Genomic DNA, 22,319 nt, shown 5'->3' with positions numbered 1-22,319 from the left:
ATCGACATGACCTCTACGGCACCGACCGTTCTCATCGTCCCTGGCCTGCGTGACCATGTGCCGGAACACTGGCAAACCCTGCTGGCGGCGACGCTGCCTCGCGTCGTCAGCGTCGCTCCGCTTGAGCAAGACAAGCTGAGTTGCGCTGCCCGCGTCGACGCCATCGATCGCGCTTTGGCCACCATCGAGGGGCCGGTGATCATCGTGGCACACAGCGCAGGCGCGATGATGGTCGCCCATTGGGCGGCCCGAGGCGCCACGCACGAGATCCTTGGTGCACTCCTTGCAGCGCCCGCCGACCTCGAGACACCCATGCCGGCCGGCTATCCGACGCTCGCCACGCTGGGCGACCATGGCTGGCTGCCGATCCCTCGCGGCACTTTGCCGTTTCCGAGCATCGTTGCGGCAAGCAGCAACGATCCTCTGACGCGTCTCGATCGCGCCCGTGGCCTGGCGCAGGCGTGGGGCAGCCGCTTCGTCGAACTCGGCGAGGTCGGGCATCTGAATCCCGCTTCAGGCTATGGCGAGTGGCCGCAAGCCAAAGCGTTCATTCGCGAACTGTCGTGACCGAACCCACGGCGGCGCCCGCCAAGGACGACCAACCACGCCCCTTCCCCCAGCCCCTCCCCCGGCAATGGGACATCGCCGGATCGACGATGCCGCACACTCTGGCCAAAGACTGCGCAAAACCCATTCGGACTGCAATGGCGAGTTTGCGCAGAATAATCTCTTATTAATCTGGCTGGTAGTTAATGGACTTCAGCAGCGCGGACTGTTGCTGGTATGCCTGCTTCAGGTCCGCCATCAACTCTTCCGACGTGGCGGCGCCCCCCTGCTCCATTCCCATGTCCTTGACGTGGCTCTGCACTGCGGGTTGCTTGAAATACGCCAGTGTCAGCTCGCGGATTTTCTCCTGGACTGCCGGAGCGACATCCGGGCGGGACCACACCGCGAACCACCCTGCTTGCGCCAGTTGCGGGTAGCCGAGCTCCTTGAAAGTCGGCACATCCGGCAATTCAGCAATCCGGGTCGGATAGTTCAAGGCAATCGCCTTGATCTTTCCCGCTTTGATCAGCGGCAAAGAGGTAGTCACCCCATCGAACATCAGGGGCACATGACCACCCATCAGGTCGTTCAACGCCGGGGGAGAGCCCTTGTAGCCCACATGCCGCATTGGCACATGCGTGAGCTGCCCGAGCAGTATGCCCGAGGTGTGCCCCTTCAATCCCGTGGCATAGGAAGCAAAAACGAGGCCGTCCTTTTGCGACTTGCCATAGTCCACCAACTGCTTCAGGTTGGAGATGGGAACATCCTTGTTGGCAACCAGCACCAGCCCCGTGCGACTGATCTGGGCCAGGGGCTTCAGGTCAGCAAAAGGCTTGTAATGGACCTTGTAGGCCAACGGCGCTTCGCTCACGACACCGCCCTGGATAACCAGGAAGGTATAGCCATCCTTGCCGTTGGACTGCAAATCGCTGATCGCCAGCGCACCGGCGGCACCGGCCTTGTTCTCCACGATGACGGGCTTGCTCAATTTTTGCTGCAGGCCTTGCGCCAGCAGCCGGGCCAACGCGTCGGCACTGCCGCCGGCGGGCCCCGCCACCACCAGACGGATAGGCCTGCTGGGCCAAGCCTCCTGGGCCTGGGCCACGGACACGCCCCCGGCGACACCAACACCGATTACCAAGGCGCAACCGCGCCACCCCAAGTGATTGGTCTGCTTCTTCATGTCTATCCTTTTTGATTTTGATTGCGATGCTTTGCGTGTTTAGAAGGGCTTGTTCGTCTATTCTCGGATCGCACCGGACCAACCGGCTTGACCGTTCACGACAAGTTATTACCAACTCGCGCAAGCAAAGGGAAAACCCTGCTCAGATATCCAGAGCGTGCAGCCGGCCCCGACCACGGCTCCCCTGCGTCAGCAGGTTGACTGTCATAAATAGCCAAGTTCAAGGCGTGCAAGGTAAAGCGGGAAGTAGCGCCAGGCTAGATGATCCGACGCAAGAAGTCATGAGGAGACAAAAATTGAACGTGTCTACGAGTAACGCGATGCCGGCTGGGCCGGCTGCGGCTACCACTGGTGCCCGACCCTACGCGTGGGTGGTCTTTGCATTGATGTTTTGCCTGCTACTGTCTGACTACATGTCGCGGCAGGCGATCAACGCCTTGTTTCCACTCTTGAAATTGCAGTGGCAGATTACCGATACCCAGCTCGGTTCGATTAGCAGCGTGGTGCCGTTGACGGTCGGCGTGCTGACCCTCCCGTTCTCCATCATCGCGGACCGCTGGGGGCGCGTCAAAAGCATTGCACTGATGGTGGCGGTGTGGAGTGTTGCCACGCTCGGTTGCGCCATCGCCAGCACCTATCACGAGATGCTAGTCGCGCGCTTGTTCGTTGGTGTCGGCGAGGCTGCCTACGGAAGTGTCGGATTCGCCATGCTCATGAGCATCTTCCCCAGGCATATGCGGTCTACCATTGCCGGCGGCTTTACGTCTGCCGCAGCGTTTGGGTCCGTGCTCGGTGTTTCGCTTTCCGGCATCATCGCGACGCACTTTGGCTGGCGATGGTCGATGGGTCTGATGGCGATCTTCGGCTTTGTGCTGGTGACCATTTATTACTTCGTGGTCACCGAGAAAAAACTCGCAAGCGCGCAGGCGGACAATGCAAACGGAGTCGCGGTGCACGGGCATGTGAAACTGACACCGCGCGCGTTTTTCTCTGGCCTGTTTCCGTCCCGCTCCGTCTTTTGTGCCTACCTCGGCTGCGCCCTGCAGATCTTCGTCCAAGGCACGCTGTTCGTGTGGCTGCCCAGCTACCTGAATCGCTACTGGGGCATGCCTGTCAGCGAAGCCGCCACTCTGGCGGCCGGCCTTGTCCTTGTCAGCGGCCTGGGCCAACTCATCTGCGGTGTGATGACCGATCGGATCAGCGGGGATTCGTCGCTCAAGCGGTGGAACATGGCCATTGGCTATTGCCTCGTGCTAGGCACGCTGCTGGCGATCGCGTTCCGTTTGCCACAGGGCAATCTGCAACTCGCGCTCCTTGCGCCCGGGGTGTTCTTCCTTGCCAGCTCGTTCGGCACATGTAGCGCGATCATTGCCGGGGCCACGCCGCCAGCCATTCACGGCTCGGCATTTGCCACTCTGACGCTGTTTAACAATATATTGGGCCTCGCAGCAGGGCCCTTTATCACCGGTATGGTAGCGGACGCGGTTGGTCTTCAAGTTGCCTTGCGCTGGCTGCCGTTCGCGGCAATTCTGCCCTTCACCGTGTTCCTCATCGGCAGATGGTGTTACGTTGCGGAAGCGCGACGCGGCTGAGCACGCTGCCGAGTCTACGACCCACGGCCATTGAGAGCTTCAGTTCCGAGTTGCACAAAGGCTCGTACCGCCGGGGATATTTCCCGGCGCCTATGCGCCAGCGCCAGGTGCACTGAGAACTTGAAGTCGGCGATCTGTGTGTAGAAGATGCCTGGCTGGGAGAAATTCTGCATCGACTCAGGCACGATGGCCACGCCATATCCCGCGGACGCGAGGCAGATTGCGGAGATGAAATCCTGGACGCGATATTCCAGATGAGGCGTGAACCCTCCGGCCGTTCCCAGGGCGGCTAGCGCGTCCCCGAAGCCTTCCTCGTCCGTAAACTGCGGGACGATGAACGATTGATCCGCTAGCGCGCACGCTGAGACTGTCCCTCGCCTTGCAAGCGGATGGCTTGCTGTCATTGCAGCCAGCAGACGTTCGGTCTGTACGACTTTCGTGATAACGCCAGCCGGATAGAGTCGCCTGGGCCTGACAATGCCCACATCAATCTGGCCATCGCTAAGCGCTTCGAGCTGCCTTGGCGTCTCCATTGGCACGACTTCGATCCGGACCATCTCGTGCGATTTCCGAAACTCGCTCAGCATCATGGATAAAAGGCCGCTGCTTGCGCCAGATGCCACATAGCCAACACGGATGACGCCAGCCAGCCCTCGGGCAGCCAAGCGTCCCACCTGGTCGGCCCGTTCAATGTGCCGCAACGCAGCAGCAGCTTCGGCATGGAACAGGTGCCCCGCGTCGGTAAGTGACACCGGCTTCCTTTTGTTGCGGTTCAAGAGCGTGACGCCCAAATCTTGTTCAAGTTCGCAAAGTGAAGTTCTTCCGCCACGGCGAGGAAGCACTGCAACTGGCGAACATCAATCATCGTTTTAATCTCAATTGCGGAACAAAGATTACTGCTTTCTATCTGGATCATATCAAAGAATCCAGATGAAATAGCACCATACAACTTCCCGGAGAGCTACCAATGAATGCCCCGCTTCCTGCGTCAGTACTTGCCAGCAGTGACGAATCCCGCTTCCAAGTGTCTGCCCACCCAGATCACCATCGCATCCTGCATGTGACCGTCGAGCGCGATGCCATTCTTGGCTTCCTGCATGACGCGCGCAAGGTCGATGTTCAAAACCTCGAATACGTTCCCTTCATGCGCTACGGGCTCGCGGACGTACTGGCGAAGCATGTCGGCGAGGACTTCGCTACAGCCATCAACGGCATCGTGAAGGATCGGCGGCATGGTGGCTTCACGGTAGGCCTCCAGGGACTGACCACGGACGCCGACGATTTCGTTCGCTTCGGCACTGCCATCGGGCACCTCCTGGGCCCCGGCAACCACGATGCGATGTCGGGCACTTACTATGCTCGCTTCGTGGTCAAGCACACGGACGATAGCGACTCCTATTTGCGCCAAGCCTACCGGCTCTTCACGATGCACACCGATGGCACCTTCGTTACCGAGGCGACGGACTGGCTGTTGATGATGAAGTTTGCAGAACAGAATGCAATGGGCGGGGAGTCCCGATTCTTGCATCTGGACGATTGGGAAGACCGTGACCGCTTTGTCAGTCACCGTCTCGGGACGCAGCCGTTCCTCTACAAGGCGCCGGGCTCCAAGAATGTCAGCGATAGGGTCGAGCGCCCGCTCTTCTTCCAGAACGCGTTTGGGTTGTCGATGTCCTTCATCGATCAGTTCGTACAGCCTCGCGATCGCGAGGAGGCTGCATTTCTCAACGACCTGTCGAGTTCCATGGAGGCTTCGCCGGGAACAAAGGAAGTGTCGCTGCCCGTCGGCGACCTGGTGGTCCTGAACAACTACTTCTACCTCCACGGGCGTGCGCCGTTCGAGAAGAATGCAGCGCTGTTCCGTGAGTTGATGCGCCAGCGCGGCACGTTCGCCTGATTATCAATGTGATCCGGCGTGGCTGATTGTGACAGCGGTTGGGCCTGATAGACGCTCCAAATCATGATGACATCTCTAACAGAAGTTGCAGAAAGCCAAGCCGTTCCGAGCGCTGGAATGCCCGCCAAGCCTGCCTATGGCGCCAACCGTCAGATTCATCGGCGACTACGACCGATCCTCTCGCTTGCCGATTTTGAAGTCGCGGCAAAGAGGGCGCTACCGCGCCCGATCTTTGGCTATATTGCCGGCGCCGCGGAGGATGGAAAATCGCTTGGCGCGAACAAGACGGCATTCGACGAGGTCAAGTTCCGGCCCAAAGTCCTTGTCGATGTGTCAGGAAGGTCGCAAGCGACTGAGATCTTTGGGCAACGTTACGCGTCTCCCTTCGGCGTGGCGCCCGTTGGAATCAGTGCGATTGCCGCTTACCGCGGCGATGTGGTCCTCGCGCAAACGGCGCGGGAAGAGCGGATCCCCGCGATCATGAGCGGCACGTCCTTGATTCCGATGGAAGCCGTTCACGCGGCCGCGCCAGGCACGTGGTTTCAAGCGTACCTGCCAGGTGACGCCACACGCAGGGACGCCCTGATTGAGCGGATTGAAGCAGCCGGGTTCGCTACGCTTGTCCTTACGGTTGATATTCCCGTTTGGGCCAACCGGGAGAATAACGTCCGTACTGGTTTCTCTTTGCCTTTGCGGCCATCCGTGCGCTTGGCGTTCGATGGCGTGTCCCGGCCGCGTTGGCTGGCTGGAACGTTCGCCAGAACGCTTATCTCGAGCGGGATGCCGCATTTCGAGAATTCTTTTGCGTCTCGCGGCGCACCGATCTTGTCGGCCTCCGCTATTCGCGATACGACGGGGCGCGATCACCTGAGCTGGACGGATATCGAGCGAATCCGGCGAAGATGGCGCGGCAACCTGGTCATAAAGGGCATCTTGCATACGTCCGACGCCGAACGCGCTGTCGCCTTGGGCGCCGACGGCATCATTGTCTCAAATCACGGTGGGCGCCAACTGGACGGTGCCGTGGAACCGCTTGCTGTATTGCCGGAGATTTGCGAGGCCGTCGCGCACAAGACAACCGTCATGATGGACAGCGGTATCCGGCGAGGCGGTGATGTTCTGAAAGCGTTGGCGCTAGGAGCCCGCTTTGTCTTCCTGGGGCGACCTTTTATTTATGCTGCGGCCGTTGGGGGAGCCGAGGGCGTACGCCACGCCATCACGCTGTTGCGCGACGAGGTCGATCGGAACATGGCCATGCTTGGCGCGAAGACCATCGCAGACGTGAACAATACCGTCATCGTCCAGGGCCACAGAGCCGACCGGATGGTGTAGCGTTTCCCTACTTCCATGCAGCCCGCATCGCCAAACGCATGGTCCTCGTGGCCATGCAGCAATGCGTATCATGCATTGCTGCATGGCGTCATGTGGTCGGGCATGAGCACGCGTGCGCAAACCAGCTGGCTCAAGCCACGCGGCGTCATTCGGATCTGAAGGGTGGAGGTCGCAGGCGGATGATCGGAAGCCGTGCGTGCATGGGAGATGGCGGCGCTCTTCTGCGACACACTGCGCTACGGCGTGGAACATGTGGATCCCGACACCGCGTACAACGAAGAGCGCTACCGGCAGCGGGTCCTGGACAACCTGACCCGACTGCCGAATCGCTGGGTTACGTTTCCCAGAAAGGGAAACACTCAAATCACGAAAATGGACGAGCCCGTGGTCTTTCGAGCCTCCAGGTCCCGATGGGCCTGCACGGCGTCCTCCAGGGCATAGCGCTGATTGATCTCGATGCGGATGCGCCCTGCCGCTACGTGGCCAAATAGCTCGTCGACCAGTTCCGCCTTTTCGGCCGGATCGGCGATGTAGTCGGCCAGGCCCGGGCGGGTCAGGTAGAGCGAGCCCTTGCGGGCCAGGATTTGCGGATCGAACGGCGGGATCGTGCCGGAGGCGGTACCGACGCAGACCATCAGCCCGCGGCGCTTGAGCGAGTCCAGCGAGGACATGAAGGTGGCCTTGCCCACGCTGTCGAAGACCACGGACACCCCTACTCCGCCCGTCAGCTCCCGCACGCGCTTGGCGACGTCCTCGTGGCTGTAGTTGATTGTGTGATCACAGCCGTGGGCGCGCGCGACTTCCGCCTTGGCATCGGTCGACACCGTGCCGATCACCGTCAGCCCGAGCAATTTGGCCCATTGCGAAACGATCAGGCCAACACCGCCTGCCGCGGCATGCAGCAGCACAGCCTCACCCGCCACGAAGGGGTAGATCCGGCGCACCAGGTAGGAGGCGGACAAGCCCCGCATGGTCATGGCCGCCGCGGCTTCGCAACTGATGGCATCCGGCAGCTTGATCAGCAGTGCGGCAGAAATCAACCGCTCAGTGCTGTAGGCGCCTAGCGTATTGACAAAGCCCGTGTAGGTCACACGGTCGCCGACTGCCAGCTGGGTCACGCCGGCACCGACGGCCTCGACCACACCGGCTGCCTCGTTGCCGAGGCCGCTGGGCAGCGGAACCTGGTAAGTGCCACCGCGGAAGTAGGTGTCGGCAAAATTCAGGCCCACGGCCACGTGGCGGACGCGGACCTCTCCCGGCCCCGGTTCGCCAACCTCAGCGTCTTCAAAACGAAGGACCTCGGGGCCGCCCGTTTCGTAGAATTTAACGACTTTCGCCATGTTGTCTCCTGTTCAGTATCAAATATCCGGTCGATGGGGGGGAACTTCAACTTCAGCTTCAGTCCGTCTCCAGAAAATACCGGGCGACTCATACCGCATATGAAGTCAATTCCCCCAAGGGGCCTTAGGCCGGCTTGCGCAGGAATCCCTGGTTGCCACCGTTACGATTGGGCGCGAAGCCATTGGCCTGAAGCGTCTCTTCCGCCGTGTCGTAGAAGACCCCGATCTGCATGATCTCTCGTGCCTGTTTCGCCGTCGCGATGGGGCGACCAAATTCGCCGGCGATACGCACCAATTGCTTGATCTGCTCGACGGAAGTGCTCTTGCCCGTGCGGGTCTGGTTCCAGAGTACATCCTCGATGCCGCACCGCACATGCAGGCCCAAGGCAATGCCGATCATATTCACGGGCAGCACGTTCAGCACCGAGCTCTCCACCGTGATCACCGCGCCGTCGGGCGCAGCTCGCAGGAAGTTGGCCAGGTTGTAGATGTTCGCTTGATCCATGCCACCGCTGATGGCCACCCAGTTCATCACCAGCGGCCCCTTGTAGACGCCGCGGCGAATCATCCGCTCAATCGTTTCAAAGCTGTTGATGTTGTAGCACTGAAACTCACTTTGGATTCCGGCGGCCGTCAAGCGTCGGATGTGCTCCTCGACCCAGCTGGGGTTCGAGGGCACGATCATGTCCTTGTAGGTTGCATAGAGGTGCGGGAATCCCCGCGACACGCCCTTGAAGTCATCCAGGCCAGCATGCTCAGTCACGTTCATCTGCGTGGTGTTGACGGTCACCGTCACCTGGTCGGGCTTCGGATCGAGTTCGGCCAGCATATGCCGCGTGTCGTCGGAGAGCCATTTGGCCGCGGAGCCATCGTCCTCGGGCGCGAAGCTGATCGAGCCACCCACCTGGATGACCATCTCGGGCACGGCCTTGCGCACCCCGGCGATCAGCTCATTGAACATGGACAGGCGCTTGCTGCCCCTGCCATCGGGTTCGCGCACATGCAGATGCAGCACGGTGGCACCGGCTTCGTAGCAATCGACCGCCTTCTGGATCTGCTCCTCCATGGTGACAGGGATATCTTCCGGGAAGTCCGAGGGAATCCAGCCCGGCGCATAGGGAGCGGCCGTGATGATCAGAGGCTGCTGGTTCTCGGGATACAGGTGGCCGTCAAGGAAGTTCATGATGATGGATATCCAAGGTGAAATGTGAATATTGAGAATGTCGAACTAGATGAGAGAGCTTTAGAACCCTATTTACAGCGCCATCTTCGGCACGGCGGTGCGCAGGCGAGCATCTCCTTTAACCGGTGATGTCAGCGTGTCCTTCGCGACGAGTGAATCATCTGGCCTGGCGCCACTTCCCGCTTTACCTTGCACGCCTTGAACTTGCCCTTTTATGACAATCGTCCGCTGACGCGGGAGCACTGGACAAGGTGGTGGCCGCGCAGGCCTCGCATGCCGCTAGATCGAAAATCGGGAGCGGCCACTGAGCGAAGCCGCGGCGCTGCTGGGCTTGGCCTCGCCCAGCGCCTTTTCCAGATGGGTTCAGCGAGCGCTTCGGTTGCGGCGTCACGAAATGGCGGGAGAGGCTGGGCTTAGCCCATGCTGAAGCGTTGCCCATCATCCACAACTAGCGTCGAGCCAGTCGTGAATGTGCTGGCCGGCGAAGCGAGCATCAGCAGCGCGCCATCGAGCGCATCGGGCGTGCCGAGGCGCTGGCGAGGCAGGCCCTCGACGATCTTCCTGCCTGCGGGGCTCTGGAACATGGCGCGGTTAATGTCAGTCTCGATGTAGCCGGGATTGATGGCATTGACGTTGATACCGTGGCTCGCCCATTCATGGGCCATCGTACGGGTCAGATGCTCCAGCGCCGCCTTGCTGGCGCCGTAGATGCCGAGGTGCCGCGGGTGCGTCTGCGCGGCGAGAGAACATATATTGATGATGCGTCCCGGGAGTTGCCTGTCGATGAGCCGGCGTGCGAAGGCGGTGGACATCAGCAACGCGGCCTTTGTGTTCACATCGAATACCCGGTCGAACATTGTCTCGTCCACGTCGAGCAGCGCCGCGCGCCCGCCGACGCCCGCATTGTTCACCAGCGCCCATAGCGGCGGCATGCATTGCTGGATTGCATCCAAGGCAAGGCGCACGCCTTCCTGATCGGCAACATCGACGGGAAAAGCCCGCGCTGTACCGCCGACGTGCGCGATCAGTTCTGCAGTTTCCTGCAGAGGCTCCGGGCGCCTGCCCAGCAGGGCAATATGCGCGCCGGTTGCTGCCAGCGTCCTTGCCGCTTGCCGCCCAAGTCCCGAGCCCGCGCCGGTGACGATTGCCGTCAGGCCGCGCAGGCCGAAGCGCTCGGCGAAGAACTCCGTATTGAAGCCATCGGTCATCTTCATTCCTTCTCTTGATGTCGCTTCATTGGGGCAATGTTGTGCCGTTAGTGCCGGGATTGAGTGCTGGCGTCCGTAGCCAAAGTTGCTTGTCCGCCACGACGACTTCATAGGTGCGGATACGCAAGCTCGAAGACGAGGTGCACTGGCCGTTGCGAATGTCAAATCGCAAGCCGTGCGACGGGCAACTGATGACGTGCTCAACACACGAGCCTCCTGCCAAGGAGGCTCCCGCATGCGGGCAGCTGTTTTCCATGGCAAAGAATTGGCCGCCAAGGTTGAACACGATTACCGATTGACCATCTTGCAAGAAGACCAGTTTGCGTCTCATAGAATGCTTGGTACGGAACGCCTTGCGCAGGAATCTGCGGCAGCAGAGCATTGGCATGCCATACCGTCTCCAGCGCCAATCCGGGATGCTGCTGTCGAAAGCTTGCCCATGCTGAACGCAGATTACGCAACCCGATCCAGCACCAGGGGCATATCAGGTCAAGATAAAAGTCAACGCGCAGCGTTTGCGACGATGTCGGGGCAGGGACCGCACCCGGAAGTCCAGAGCAATTCACGTAATAACTCCTTAGCCCCCGGCCGGGGGCCGTATCTTATTCTTCGAGCCTGATCCCTGCGTCGTTGGCGATCTTCGTCCAGACCTGCAGATCGCTCTGGACAATCTCGCCCAACTGCGCGGAGGACTTTACCGGTGGCGGTTCGAAGTTCTGTCTCTTCATCAGGGCCGCGATCTCCGGCAACGCCTGCACCTTGTTGACCTCGTCTGCCAGCCGCTTCACGATCGCCGGGCTGGTTCCGGCCGGCGCGAACATGCCGAACCATCCCACCGTGCCAAACTTGTAGCCCTGTTCACCCATGGTCTTGACGTTGGCAAGCTGGGGAGACCGCACGTTGCCCGCAATGGCAATGCCGCGCACCTTCCCGGAACGCAGGAACGGAACCGCCACGCTGGGATCGGTCCAGCCGATCTTGAGCACACCCGAGGACAGTTCGGTGAGCAGTTGACTGGAGGTCCGATATGCAACGTGTTCGGTCTTCATGCCGGTCTGCTTCTTCAACCACTCCATCGTCAAGTGCGCGGACGAGCCAGTGCCCCAGCTGCCATAGCTGTACTTATCCGGATTCGCCTTCACGAACTCGATGAGTCCAGGCAAGTCGTACACCGGCAGATCCGGGCTCACCAGCAGCAACACCCCACCCACCGCTGTCTGTGCGATCGGCACGAGGCTCTTTCTTGCCTCCTGGGAAATGGACTTGATGACCGCTGGCGCAACCACCATGTTGGACGCCGTCGTGTAGAGAATCGTGTACCCATCCGGCGCCGCCTTGAGGACGGCGTTGGTCCCGATCACCCCGCTGCCACCCGGCCGGTTCTCCACGACCACAGCCTGCTTCAGCGATTCGGAAAGGCGTTGAGCCATGACCCGCGCCAGCGAGTCGGTTCCCGAACCGGCAGACGACGGCACGATCATTTGAATCGGGCGCGATGGCCAGGCTTCCTGTGCCTGGACCAGGCCTGGCGCGCACATGGCAATGACTGCCTCGGCGCACAGCGCAACTGCGAGCAGCTTTTTCAGTAATGACATCGTCTCCCCCATTTTTTTGGACTACGACCCAGAGTGCCAAGTGCTGCCTGCCTCACCGAACCAACCGCGTGACGAGCGATGTCCACCTGCCCAGGCTATCGTTGGCACGATCATAGCAGCCATGATTTTTATTGTCGACAGAAACAAAACATCAGGCAGCATGGTTCACGCTAGCTCTCCTTTCGGGCCAGCAGGCCTGGCGCACGGCGCGCCTGAAGCGCCACAACCTTCGGTGCGCAGGCACCCTCACCCGCCGGCCACGGCCTGTGCATTCTCGGCCTCCTGAAGCTCGCGCCACATCACCTTGCCGGTGCCCGACTTTGGCAGTACCTCAACGAACTCCACCGTACGCGGGTACTTGTAGGCCGCCATGTTCTCCTTGGCCCATTCGATGATGTCCTCCGGCGTGGTCTTGCCCTTGGCATGGGCGCACAGAACCACCACCGCCTTGACTGTCTCGCCGCGGTACGGGTCGCGGGTGCCGATGATGCAGGCTTCCTGGACGTCGGGGTGCTTGTACAGCAGGTTCTCCACCTCGGCCGGCCACACCTTGAAGCCCGACGCGTTGATCATGCGCTTGAGACGGTCGGTGATGAAGTAGTAGCCCTCGCCGTCCATGCGGCCCAGGTCGCCGGTGCGGAAGAAGGTCTTGCCTTCGAACTCAACGAAGGCGTCGCGAGTGGCATCGTCCTTGCCCCAGTAGCCCTTGAACACCTGCGGACCGCTGACGATGATCTCGCCGATCTCGTTGGGCGGCAGTTCCTTGAGCGTGACGGGGTCCACCACGCGTGCGTCCAGGTTGGAGGTCGGCAGCCCGAGGCACTGCAGCTTGGGCCTGGCTGCCGGATTGACGTGCGTCGCGGCCATGGTTTCGGATAGACCGTAACCCTCCAGGAAACTCAAGCCAAGCGTTCCGCGCAGGCGGTCGGCCACCGCCTCTGGCATCGCCGCGCCGCCGCCGCCGATATGCTGCAGGCTGGACAGGTCGAGCTCCGCCACGTTCGGGCTGGCCAGGAAATCGACCACCATGGTGGGATTGCAGGTCCAATGGGTGATCCGATGCCGCGAAATCAGCCGGCCCGCCACTTCACGGTCCCAGCGCGGCAGCATCACCACGGTGGCGCCGCTGTAGATGGGAACGTTCATGCCGTGTTGCATGCCGCTCACATGGAACAACGGCAGCACCGACAGGGACGCGGACTCGGGCCTGCTGTCATACCAGGCCCGGCCGCCCACCACGCTCTGCATGACCGAGCGATGCGTGTGGATGCAGCCCTTGGGGAACCCGGTGGTCCCCGAGGTGTACGGCATGACCGCCATGTCGTCGGGCCCCGCGGTATGCGGTCCGGGTAGCAGGCTGGCGCCAAGCGCCTCGGTCCACGGCGTGGCGCCGGCTGGCCACGGATGCGACGTGGTCAGCCAGGCTGGCGGCGTGTCTTCCGCAAACTCGTGGCTGGACGGCAGCGCGTCGGCATACGCGGTCACCAGCAAATGCTGCAGCCGGTCGGCCGGCGCGAGCTCACCCGTCGCCCGCTCCACAACGCAGGCCAAGTCTGCGGAGCAGATTGCCGCGCGTGCCCCGGCGTCGGTGACATAGTGCCTGAATTCCTCGGCACGGTTCATCGGATTGACCGGCACCACCACGGCATCGGCGCGCAGGATGGCGTAGTAGCTGACGATGAACTGCGGGCAATTCTGCATGTACAACAGCACCCGATCACCCTTCTTCACGCCACCCTTCTGCTGCAGCCAGCCTGCCAGCGCGGTGGCCTGGGCATGCAACTCGCGAAAGCTGGTGGACTTGCCGAAATAGCGGATTCCGGCCTTGTCCGGATAGCGGTGCGCGGACACCTCGAGGTTGCCCCAGAGCGAGGTCTGCGGCAGCACCAGGCCGGGTAGGCCCGGCCTGGACTCGATCGGCTGGTCCGCGCGCGCGGGGAGCGCATTTTGCATGGTCTTTTTCTCTGTGAATGGCAGCGTCTTCGGCCCCGCCATCGCGCGCTCAATGGGGCTACGCGCACCGGGAGGCTCAGGCACAGGCTCAGGCTTGCGGATCACTCCGGAACGAAGTGGATCGAACGCAGGAGTTCGCCCTGCCGCTCGTAGGCGGCGCGGGCTTCTTTTGAGAGCGCTTCACTGCTCAGCGGCAGCCCCGCTTCCATCCCCATGGCTGCGATCCGGTCCCGGGTGCCCTGCTGCTGCATGACCTGGAGCGTGACGGCGCGGATCTTCTCCTGCACCGCATCCGGCACGTCGGGCGGCACCCAAAGCCCCATCCAGCCGGATTCGGTCATGGCGGGATAGCCAAGTTCGGCGAAGGTCGGCACGTCGGGCAGGGCCGGAATCCGCTTCGGATAGGCCACGGCATAGGCCTTGAGCTTGCCGGCGCTGATGAGGGGAAGCGATGTGGCCAGCCCGTCGAACATCAAGGGAACATGACCACCCATGACATCCTGCAGCGCGGGCGGCGAGCCCTTGTAGCCAACGTGGTCCATATCGAGACCGGCCAGCCGGTTGAACTGCACGCCCATGGTCTGCCCCCGCATGCCCGTGGCATAGGATGCGTAGTCAACCTTTCCAGGATTGCTCTTGATGTAGGAAACAAGCTCGCCCAGGTTCTTCGCGGGCAGTTTCGGGTTGCCGACGAGGACTAGCCCCGTCCTGGCGACCTGGGCCACCGGCTTCAGGTCCTTGAAGGGGTTGAAGGACACCTTGACGGCAAGGGGTGTCTCGGAGACGATGCCGCCCTGAATCAGCAGGAGCGTGTAGCCGTCGTGCGGCGAAGACAACAGTGCGCCCACGGCGATCGCCCCGGCGGCACCAGGTCTTGACTCGACAATCACGGGCTTGCCGAAGGCATGGGTCATGCCCTCGGCCAGCAAACGCCCGAGCGTGTCGGCAGTGCCGCCGGCCGGGCCGCCGACCACGATCCTGACGGGCTTCGCCGGCCACGCCTGGGCATAGACGGTTGACGGGAGCAAGGCTGGCAGCGCGAGCGACAACGCAAGGCCGAACATCCATGACAGCGACGCCCTGCGGTGCGCCGGCAGTTCTGCTTGATTCATTTTTGTCTCCGAAATTGCGAGGGTTGGTCAGGGCAGAAGCCTGCTTCGTCGAGAGCCAGTTACTTTCCGCCCTTGCCCTTCTGTTGACTGATCGTCAGTTCCAACCGGCCCGAATCAGGCGGCCTTGCGCAGGAAGCCCTGATTGCCGCCATTGCGGTTCGGCCCGAAACCGTTGGCAGTCAGCGTCTCCTCGACCGTGTCATAGAACACGCCAATCTTCTGGATGTCGCGCGCTTCCTGGGCCGTTGCCACTTTGCGGCCAAATTCACTCGCGATGCGCACAAGCTGCTCGATCTGCTTCACCGTGCTCATCTTGCCCGTGCGCGACTGGTTCCAGAGGCAGTCCTCGGTGCCGCATCGCGCATGCAAGCCCAGGGCAATACCCATCATGTTGACGGGAAGCACGTTACGCACGGAGCTTTCAACGGTAAGCACCGCGCCATCCGGGACCGCACGAACGATGTTGGCGAGGTTAAAGACGCTGGGTGCATCCATGCCGCCGCTGATAGCCACCCAGTTCATGACCAGCGGGCCCTTGTAGACGCCTCGCCGGATCAGCCGCTCCACGGATTCGAAGTCACGCGAGGTGCCCTTGAAATCCGCGAGTTCCGCATGCTCCGTCACGTTCATCTGAGACGTGTTTACCGTGACGGTCACCTGGTCCGGAACCGGGTCAAGTTCGGCCAGCATGTGGCGCGTGTCGTCGGACAGCCACTTGGCGGCAGCCCCCTCATTCTCGGGCGCGAAACTGATCGATCCGCCCACCTGGATGATCATCTCCGGCACGGCCTTGCGCACCCCGGCAATCAGCTCGTTGAACTTGGACAGCCGCTTCGAGCCTTTGCCGTCGAGTTCGCGCACATGCAGGTGCAGCACAGTCGCGCCGGCGTTGTAGCAGTCCACGGCCTTCTGGATCTGGTCTTCCATCGTCACGGGGATGTCTTCCGGGAAATCCGACGGCAGCCAGCCCGGTGCGTAGGGTGCCGCGGTGATGATCAGCGGCTGCTGATTTTCAGGGAACAGGGATCCATCGAGGTAGTTCATGGCATGTCTCCATTTATAAATGGTGGGGCAAGGCTTGGCGACGGCTGGCGCGCCTCAGAACGGCTTGTCGCCGATGATGGCTGCGCGCTCCATCTTGCGCGGGGCCGGCCAGTAGTCCTGTACCGCGTAGTGCTGGGTGCAGCGGTTGTCCCAAATGGCCACGCTGTTAGGCCGCCAGCGGAACCGCACCTGGTACTCGGGAATCGCTGCCTGGCTGATCAAGTAGTTCAGCAGATGGCTCGCGCCCGGGGTCTTGTCCTGCCCGTAGCGCACGTTCTCTGGCGTATGGAAGTTCGCGAAATGCGTGGAGAAGCCGCAGACGTAGAGCACCTTCTCGCCAGTCTCCGGATGGGTGCGCACCACGGGGTGTTCGACCATGGGGTACTGCGCGGCGAGCTTGGCGCGATTTTCCGGGCTCATCGCCGCGCCAAATGAATGTTCAATGCCATGCTTGGCGCGCAGGCCGGCAATGCGCTCCTTGATTTCCTCGGGCAGGTTCTCGTAGGCCGCTGCCATGTTCACCCAGATGGTGTCGCCGCCGACCGGCGGGCATTCGATGCTACGCAGGACGCAGCCCATCGTTGGGGTTTCGCGCCAGCTGCCGTCGGTGTGGTAGCTGTTCTCGTAGTTCTCGCGCTTGTCGCTGCGATAGATCTGTACCAGGCCGGGATGATCCGGGTCGCTGCCAGCGACCGGGTGGTCCTCCAGTTTGCCAAAACAGCGGGCGAAGGCCACGTGATCGGCGCGGCTGATATCCTGGTCCCGCAGGAACAGCACCTTGTGCTTGAGCAGCAGCGCCTTGATCTCGGCAAACAACGCGCTATCTCGCGCTGCATCGGCCAGGTTGACGCCGCCGATTTCTGCACCGATGGTGCAGGTAAGAGGTTCTACGTGCATGGAAAGCTTCCTTTACACTACAAAGATTGACGAGCCGGTGGCCTTGCGCGATTCCAGGTCCCGATGCGCCTGGACCGCGTCCTGCAGCGCATAGCGCTGGTTGATCCCGATGCGGATGCGTCCCGCCGCAATGTGGCCGAACACCTCGGCGTCCTCGTAACGGAGGACCTCTGGCCCTCCCACCTCGTGCATGCGAGCGGCTTTTGCCAATTCCGTCTCCTGTTGTCGCCTATTGCTGGCGCCACTATCATTCGGTAACCTGGGGTGATTGTCGGTTCTCCCATGTGCAGGGCCCTTGACAAGCCGCGCCACAAGTTGACCATCCGTGACAGTCGATTCCCGGCTTGGGTCGCTGCCCCGAGAAGCGGCGCTGGCGGCGTATGCGATGCGTGGCCGACACTGGCAGCCAGACGACGGCTGGTGGCTTCACCGACAGATGGCGGCGGCCTTCGATCAACCTGACCATCCCTCTTCAGAAAGAGCCCCCCTATGACCGTCCTGGTTCGCAGCGCCTCCCTCACCAAGTACTCCGGGATCGCTCGCGCCGCAGGTATCGACCCGGTGCAGATGATTTCCCATGTCGGCCTGGACCGGGAATGCCTGCACACGCCCGACTTGCGCATTCCCGAATTCCGGCTTGCGGAGGTGCTAGAGACATCCGCGCGGGTCACAGCCTGCCATTCGCTCGGGCTGCTCATGGGCGAATCGTGGCGGCTATCCGATTTCGGCCCGGTCGGCCTGACGCTGCAACATCAGCCCACGCTGCGGGATGCGCTGGCCGAGGTCGAGCGTTATCGCCACCTGCTCAGCGACTCTGTCGCGACACAGTTCACCGAGCATGCGAATATCGCGGTCCTGCGAGTGACGTTGCTGACCGGCAGGCAGCAACCCGGCCGGCAGGCGATGGAGTTGACCGTAGGCGCGGTGCTTTGTCTGATCCGCGCCATACTTGGCGCCCAATGGAAACCTCGCTGCGTGCACTTTTCGCATGCGGCCCCTGCAGACCTGCGGGTGCACCGTCGCCTGTTCGGCCAGCAGGTCGAATTTGGCTGCGAATTCGATGGCCTGGTCCTGTCGAGCCAGGATCTGGATCGCGTGAACCCCCTGGCCGATGCCAGCCTGGCCAGATACGCGAGGGGATTCCTTGACCTTCAATCGCCCTCGAATGCGCACTCCGTAGTGGCTGACGTACGACGGGCAATTCACCTGCTGCTGCCGCGCGGCCGCAGTGCCGTGGAACAGGTTGCGCAGAACCTGGGGGTCAGCCCGAGGACGCTGCAGCGCCAATTGGAGCAACGCGGGGAAACATTCTCGGGCCTGGTCAATCAGGTACGGTGCGAACTGGCCGAGCGCTATCTGCAGAGCCAGCAGCAGTCCATATCGCGTACGGCGGATCTGCTTGGATTTTCAGAGGTGAGCGCATTCACGCGGTGGTTTGGGGCGCAGTTTGGGAAACCGCCGACACGGTGGATGAAGGAGGGAAGGCGAATCGTCTCGCAGGAAGACGTCAGTCCTCCAATGCAGGATTAAGCACCGGAGATGTCGGATGCGCCGCGAACGCGATACGACGGCGCAACGTCCTGTGGCGAATGCGCCGCTACCTTGGCCCGCGCGGCGCCCATAAAAAAACCGGCCCACGCTGCGCTCCGGCGGAGCGGCGTATTGGCCGGTCTTGCTGCACGGGAGACGCCTCCCGCCATTTGATGCCGCTACCTGAACGATCAGCCGTTCGCGTAGACGATCTTTGCCTTGCGTGCCTGGTTCTGCAGGCGGCTCAGCATATGCTGGACGGCGAAGATGGCGCTCTTCACGTCTGCCGCCAGGCTGGGGCTGCGGGGACCAAGTTCGCGCTCGATCAGATCGCGTTCCATTTGGTCGGTCATCTTGATGTCGCTTTGCGTGTCCATGGCTTTCATTCCTAGTGTTTACCCTTATCGGGTATTCCCTAATGATAGCAAAGAAAATGACGCGCCGCAGCATTAGGCGATAGTACGTATGCAGGAAGGCAACGCTTTCCGGGGCGCAGGCGGCAGTCTCCTCGGCCTGGGCGACGCGCCGGGACCCCGGTGCCTGGCACAGGCGCGGTGGCTAGTCGCGCACCCCTTCAGCTTTTTGCCAGCACCTCCCGAATGGCACGCTCGAACGCCTCCACCGGCTGACCGCCGCTCACCAGGTATTGGTCATTGAAGATGATCGAAGGCACGGAACGGATGCCCATGTCCTGGTAGCGCCTTTCCATCTCGCGGACTTCCGCCGCGTACGCGTCGCCGGACAGCACAGTGCTTGCCTTTTCGGGGTCCAGGCCGGCTGCGGCCGCTGCCTCGATGAGGACCTCGTGATTGCTGGCGTCCTTGGACTCGGTGAAATACGCGCGGAACAGCGCCATCTTCAGCGGCAGCTGACGCCCCTCCAGGCCTGCCCAATGCAATAGCCGATGCGCGTCGAACGTGTTGTACACGCGGGTACGAGAGCCAAACTCAAAGCCGACATCGGCGCCTCGCTGGCGGATCATGGCTTGGCTCTGCACGATTTCCGCCTCGGTGCGGCCATATTTGCGCACCATGTAATCCTGGATCGATTCGCCTCCCGGCCCCATGTCCGGATTGAGCTCAAATGGGCGAAGCGTGATTTCTGCCGAAACTTCATCGCCAAGCCGCGCCAGCGCCTGTTGCAGCGAACTCAGGCCTACCGCGCACCACGGGCACGCGACGTCGGAGACAAAATCGATTTTCAGCGTCTTTTGCATTGTGTTTTCTCGGTGTCAGTCCATTACTGCGCGACAGGGTAGCTGCAATTCCCCTTGGGCGCAGGGCCTCGCTCACAGCAGGGTTTTCCCGCAAGGCGGCCACGGCCAGGCTCTCCTCCCCAGCAGGTGTCCGTGGCCTGCCAGCCACACAGCCCTGGCGCAGATTGGGAAACGTGCCCCGCGCCCACTCCTCAAGCGCCGCGGCACGCGGTAATATATTTGCAACAGATCATCGGTACACGATGGTCCATTCCCCGAGAAGGATTGAAGCGCATTATGGAAGAAGGCTCGGCAGCTCCACTTGAGATCGCCCCTTCCCTCCCCTTGGCCACGAGTGACGTTCACGGCGCGCCATCGGATTTCCTCGCCAGCGCCAGCGCCAACTTCGGCGCCAACACGCAGCAGCTATTCCTGAACCGCGAGGCCAGCCAGCTGGAGTTCCACCGGCGCGTGCTCGCCCAGGCCGAGAACCCCGACATCCCGTTATTGGAGCGATTGCGCTTCCTCTGTATCTTCAGCAGCAACCTGGACGAGTTCTTCGAGATCCGCGTTGCCGGCCTGAAAGAAAAGATCAAGCTGCAGGCGCCGGCGACCACCGGCCCCGACGGCCTGGACGTACGCCAGATCTACGCGCTTGTCAGCGCCCGCACCCACAAGCTGGTCGCGGAACAGTACCGCCTGTTCAACGAAGTGCTGGTTCCGGACCTGGATCGCGAGGGGATCCGCTTCCTGCGCCGTCCGCACTGGACGCAGGAACAGGGTGAGTGGATCCGCAGCTATTTCTTCCGCGAGCTGATGCCGGTGCTCACCCCCATCGGCCTGGACCCCGCGCATCCGTTTCCACGCGTGCTCAACAAGAGCCTGAACTTCGCCGTGGAGCTCGAAGGCAAGGATGCCTTTGGCCGGGAGGCAAATGCGGCCATCGTGCAAGCGCCCCGGGCCCTGCCCCGCGTGATCCTGCTGCCAAAGGAGATATCCGGCTGCGAACACGGCTTCGTGTTCCTGTCTTCCATCCTGCATGCCCACGTCTGCGAATTGTTTCCCGGCATGCGCGTGCGCGGCTGCTATCAGTTCCGCGTCACCCGCAATAGCGAGTTGTTCGTTGACGAGGAAGAAATCAAGAACCTGCGCGATGCGCTGCAGGGCGAATTGCCGCAGCGGCATTTTGGCGATGCGGTACGGCTCGAAGTCGCGGACAACTGCTCCGACGAGATGACCCGGTTCCTGCAGAACCAGTTCGGCCTGGAAGACGGTGAGGTGTTTTCGGTGAATGGCCCGGTCAACCTGGTGCGCTTGCTGCCGGTCCCGGACAGCGTGGCCCGCGACGACCTGAAGTACCCGCCGTGCCGGCCCGGCCTGCCCAAAGCGCTGCAGGGCCAGCCCGACATGTTCCGCGCCATCCGCGATGGCGATAGGCTGCGGAAGATCCGGAGGTGATGGCCATCAAGCAGACGGTATACCGAGCCGGCAACGACTCAGCCCTGCTGGAGGCGCTGATCGGCGCAGCGCGCAGAGGCAAGGAAGTCAGCGTGGTGGTGGAATTGCTCGCGCGCTTCGATGAGCAGGCCAATATCAATTGGGCAGCCCAGCTCGAAGAAGCCGGCGCGCATGTGGTGTACGGCGTGGTTGGCTACAAGGCGCATGCCAAGATGGCCTTGGTAGTGCGGCGCGAAGGGAAAAAGCTCAGGCGCTACGCCCATATCGCCACCGGCAACTATCACTCGCAGACGGCCAGGAGCTTCACCGACTTCGGCCTGTTTACCTGCAAGGAAGCGATCGTCGACGACGTGGCCAACGTGTTCTCCCAGCTGACCGGGCTCGGCCACCCCGGCACGCTGGCGCATTTCTGGCAATCGCCGTTCACCATGCACACGGCGCTGCTCGAAGCCATCCGCCGCGAAGGCAAGCACGCCAGGGCAGGCCGCAAGGGACTGATCATCGCCAAGATGAATGCATTGCTGGAGCCAAAGATCATCGATGCCCTGTACCAGGCATCCTGCGACGGCGCGCGCATCGAGCTCTTCGTGCGCGGGGCCTGCGCGCTGCGGCCCGGCATTCCGGGCCTGTCGGAAAAATATCCGGGTGCGCTCCGTGCTTGGCCAGTTCCTGGAACATGCGCGGATCTTCTACTTCTACAACGACAAGGCCGAGGACGTGCGGCTATCGAGCGCCGACTGGATGGACCGCGACTTTTTCCGGCGTATCGAGGTGTGCTTCCCCGTGCTGGACAAAGACCTCAAGGATCGCGTGATCGCGGAAGGCCTGAAGGTCTACCTGAAGGACAACCGCGACACCTGGGAAATGGATGCGGACGGCAACTACCGGCGCAAGCGGGGCCGCCAGCCCGTATCCGCGCAGGACACCCTCAGATGGAAGCTCGCTTGATATCCATACAAAGCGCGTGGTTGAGGCCCGGGCCGCCAAACGCGCGCATCGCCGGCTTTCTGGCGGGCGATGCAGCGCGTGCGCGGGGTGAAGACCTGGCAAGGCGGCGCACCTGATTTGCGTTCCCCGGCAACACAGCCCGGGCCTGCACTGGCCGGGTGAACTGCAAACAATTGTTTCCCAGGCGGACTGCAGTATTTTCGCCAGAACGGCCACCCGCCTGGCTTTGCGGCCCGCGCGGCCACCCGCCTCCCCCTATCGAGTGATATCGCGCCGAGAGTGATCTTGCGCATACTCGCACCTTCT

General features: G+C 62.0%; 20 protein-coding genes and 1 pseudogene. 6 read left to right on the top strand and 15 right to left on the bottom strand.

The window, feature by feature from the left end:
* Positions 1-6 precede the first annotated feature (6 nt).
* Positions 7-567, top strand: coding sequence for an RBBP9/YdeN family alpha/beta hydrolase (locus OR16_RS01405; RefSeq protein ID WP_006156187.1), 561 nt, complete (start codon positions 7-9; stop codon positions 565-567).
* Positions 568-733: 166 nt separating this feature from the next.
* Here OR16_RS01405 and OR16_RS01400 read toward each other — a convergent pair whose 3' ends face one another.
* Positions 734-1,729, bottom strand: coding sequence for a Bug family tripartite tricarboxylate transporter substrate binding protein (locus OR16_RS01400; protein WP_006156186.1), 996 nt, complete (start codon positions 1,727-1,729; stop codon positions 734-736).
* 296 nt (positions 1,730-2,025) lie between these two features.
* Between OR16_RS01400 and OR16_RS01395 the strand changes: the two genes are divergently transcribed.
* Entirely contained in the window at positions 2,026-3,321 is a 1,296-nt protein-coding gene (locus OR16_RS01395) for an MFS transporter (protein ID WP_423739622.1), read from the top strand.
* 14 nt (positions 3,322-3,335) lie between these two features.
* On the opposite strand, the gene OR16_RS01390 is transcribed toward OR16_RS01395, so the two are convergent.
* Positions 3,336-4,097 (bottom strand): LysR family substrate-binding domain-containing protein, encoded by a 762-nt coding sequence (locus tag OR16_RS01390; RefSeq protein ID WP_237716884.1) that lies wholly within the window; start codon positions 4,095-4,097, stop codon positions 3,336-3,338.
* 191 nt (positions 4,098-4,288) lie between these two features.
* Here OR16_RS01390 and glaH point away from each other — a divergent pair, with 191 nt between their 5' ends.
* Together glaH and OR16_RS01380 are read left to right on the top strand one after the other, a co-directional pair.
* Entirely contained in the window at positions 4,289-5,218 is a 930-nt protein-coding gene (gene glaH, locus OR16_RS01385) for a glutarate dioxygenase GlaH (protein WP_006156182.1), read from the top strand.
* A gap of 117 nt (positions 5,219-5,335) precedes the next feature.
* Positions 5,336-6,550 carry an alpha-hydroxy acid oxidase gene (locus tag OR16_RS01380; protein ID WP_006156181.1) on the top strand — a complete coding sequence of 405 codons (1,215 nt, stop codon included), beginning with the start codon at positions 5,336-5,338 and terminating at the stop codon, positions 6,548-6,550.
* A 359-nt stretch (positions 6,551-6,909) separates the two neighbouring features.
* Here OR16_RS01380 and OR16_RS01375 read toward each other — a convergent pair whose 3' ends face one another.
* The 11 genes from OR16_RS01375 to OR16_RS48025 form a co-directional block, all read right to left on the bottom strand.
* Positions 6,910-7,890, bottom strand: a complete 981-nt coding sequence (locus OR16_RS01375; protein WP_006156180.1) for a quinone oxidoreductase family protein — start codon at positions 7,888-7,890, stop codon at positions 6,910-6,912.
* 124 nt (positions 7,891-8,014) lie between these two features.
* Positions 8,015-9,073 (bottom strand): 3-keto-5-aminohexanoate cleavage protein, encoded by a 1,059-nt coding sequence (locus tag OR16_RS01370; protein WP_006156179.1) that lies wholly within the window; start codon positions 9,071-9,073, stop codon positions 8,015-8,017.
* 413 nt (positions 9,074-9,486) lie between these two features.
* Entirely contained in the window at positions 9,487-10,281 is a 795-nt protein-coding gene (locus tag OR16_RS01365; protein WP_063709558.1) for an SDR family NAD(P)-dependent oxidoreductase, read from the bottom strand.
* Between the two features lie 25 nt (positions 10,282-10,306).
* Positions 10,307-10,591 carry a Rieske 2Fe-2S domain-containing protein gene (locus OR16_RS40675; protein ID WP_237716883.1) on the bottom strand — a complete coding sequence of 95 codons (285 nt, stop codon included), beginning with the start codon at positions 10,589-10,591 and terminating at the stop codon, positions 10,307-10,309.
* Positions 10,482-10,847, bottom strand: coding sequence for a DsbA family oxidoreductase (locus OR16_RS40670; protein WP_237716882.1), 366 nt, complete (start codon positions 10,845-10,847; stop codon positions 10,482-10,484). Before OR16_RS40670 ends, OR16_RS40675 begins: the two co-directional genes overlap by 110 nt.
* Positions 10,848-10,883: 36 nt before the next feature.
* The gene (locus OR16_RS01360) at positions 10,884-11,876 is read right to left on the bottom strand and encodes a Bug family tripartite tricarboxylate transporter substrate binding protein (RefSeq protein WP_006156176.1); all 993 of its coding nucleotides are present in this window, start codon (positions 11,874-11,876) and stop codon (positions 10,884-10,886) included.
* 246 nt (positions 11,877-12,122) lie between these two features.
* On the bottom strand, positions 12,123-13,829 hold the full coding sequence (locus tag OR16_RS01355; protein ID WP_081488634.1) for a long-chain fatty acid--CoA ligase: 1,707 nt from the start codon (positions 13,827-13,829) through the stop codon (positions 12,123-12,125).
* Positions 13,830-13,930: 101 nt separating this feature from the next.
* Entirely contained in the window at positions 13,931-14,941 is a 1,011-nt protein-coding gene (locus OR16_RS01350; RefSeq protein WP_006156174.1) for a tripartite tricarboxylate transporter substrate binding protein, read from the bottom strand.
* Positions 14,942-15,055: 114 nt separating this feature from the next.
* Entirely contained in the window at positions 15,056-15,985 is a 930-nt protein-coding gene (locus OR16_RS01345; protein ID WP_006156173.1) for a 3-keto-5-aminohexanoate cleavage protein, read from the bottom strand.
* 54 nt (positions 15,986-16,039) lie between these two features.
* Positions 16,040-16,882 (bottom strand): TauD/TfdA dioxygenase family protein, encoded by an 843-nt coding sequence (locus tag OR16_RS01340; RefSeq protein WP_006156172.1) that lies wholly within the window; start codon positions 16,880-16,882, stop codon positions 16,040-16,042.
* Positions 16,883-16,894: 12 nt separating this feature from the next.
* A complete protein-coding gene (locus OR16_RS48025; RefSeq protein WP_272942813.1) occupies positions 16,895-17,065 on the bottom strand; it encodes a zinc-binding dehydrogenase in 171 nt (56 codons plus the stop codon).
* A 306-nt stretch (positions 17,066-17,371) separates the two neighbouring features.
* On the opposite strand from OR16_RS48025, the gene OR16_RS01330 reads away from it, so the two are divergent.
* The gene (locus OR16_RS01330; RefSeq protein WP_006156170.1) at positions 17,372-18,412 is read left to right on the top strand and encodes an AraC family transcriptional regulator; all 1,041 of its coding nucleotides are present in this window, start codon (positions 17,372-17,374) and stop codon (positions 18,410-18,412) included.
* Positions 18,413-18,603: 191 nt separating this feature from the next.
* Here OR16_RS01330 and OR16_RS01325 read toward each other — a convergent pair whose 3' ends face one another.
* Positions 18,604-18,789, bottom strand: coding sequence for a hypothetical protein (locus tag OR16_RS01325; protein ID WP_006156169.1), 186 nt, complete (start codon positions 18,787-18,789; stop codon positions 18,604-18,606).
* Positions 18,790-18,986: 197 nt separating this feature from the next.
* Positions 18,987-19,628: a DsbA family oxidoreductase gene (locus OR16_RS01320; RefSeq protein WP_006156168.1), complete on the bottom strand. Its 642-nt coding sequence runs from the start codon at positions 19,626-19,628 to the stop codon at positions 18,987-18,989.
* A 276-nt stretch (positions 19,629-19,904) separates the two neighbouring features.
* Between OR16_RS01320 and ppk1 the strand changes: the two are divergent.
* Positions 19,905-22,013: pseudogene (ppk1, locus tag OR16_RS48020) on the top strand (polyphosphate kinase 1).
* The last annotated feature ends 306 nt before the right edge of the window (positions 22,014-22,319 follow it).

Origin of the sequence: Cupriavidus basilensis OR16 (assembly GCF_000243095.1) — a bacterium.
GTDB classification, from domain to species: Bacteria; Pseudomonadota; Gammaproteobacteria; order Burkholderiales; family Burkholderiaceae; genus Cupriavidus; species Cupriavidus basilensis_D.
This window is presented reverse-complemented; position numbering and strand designations above follow the sequence as displayed.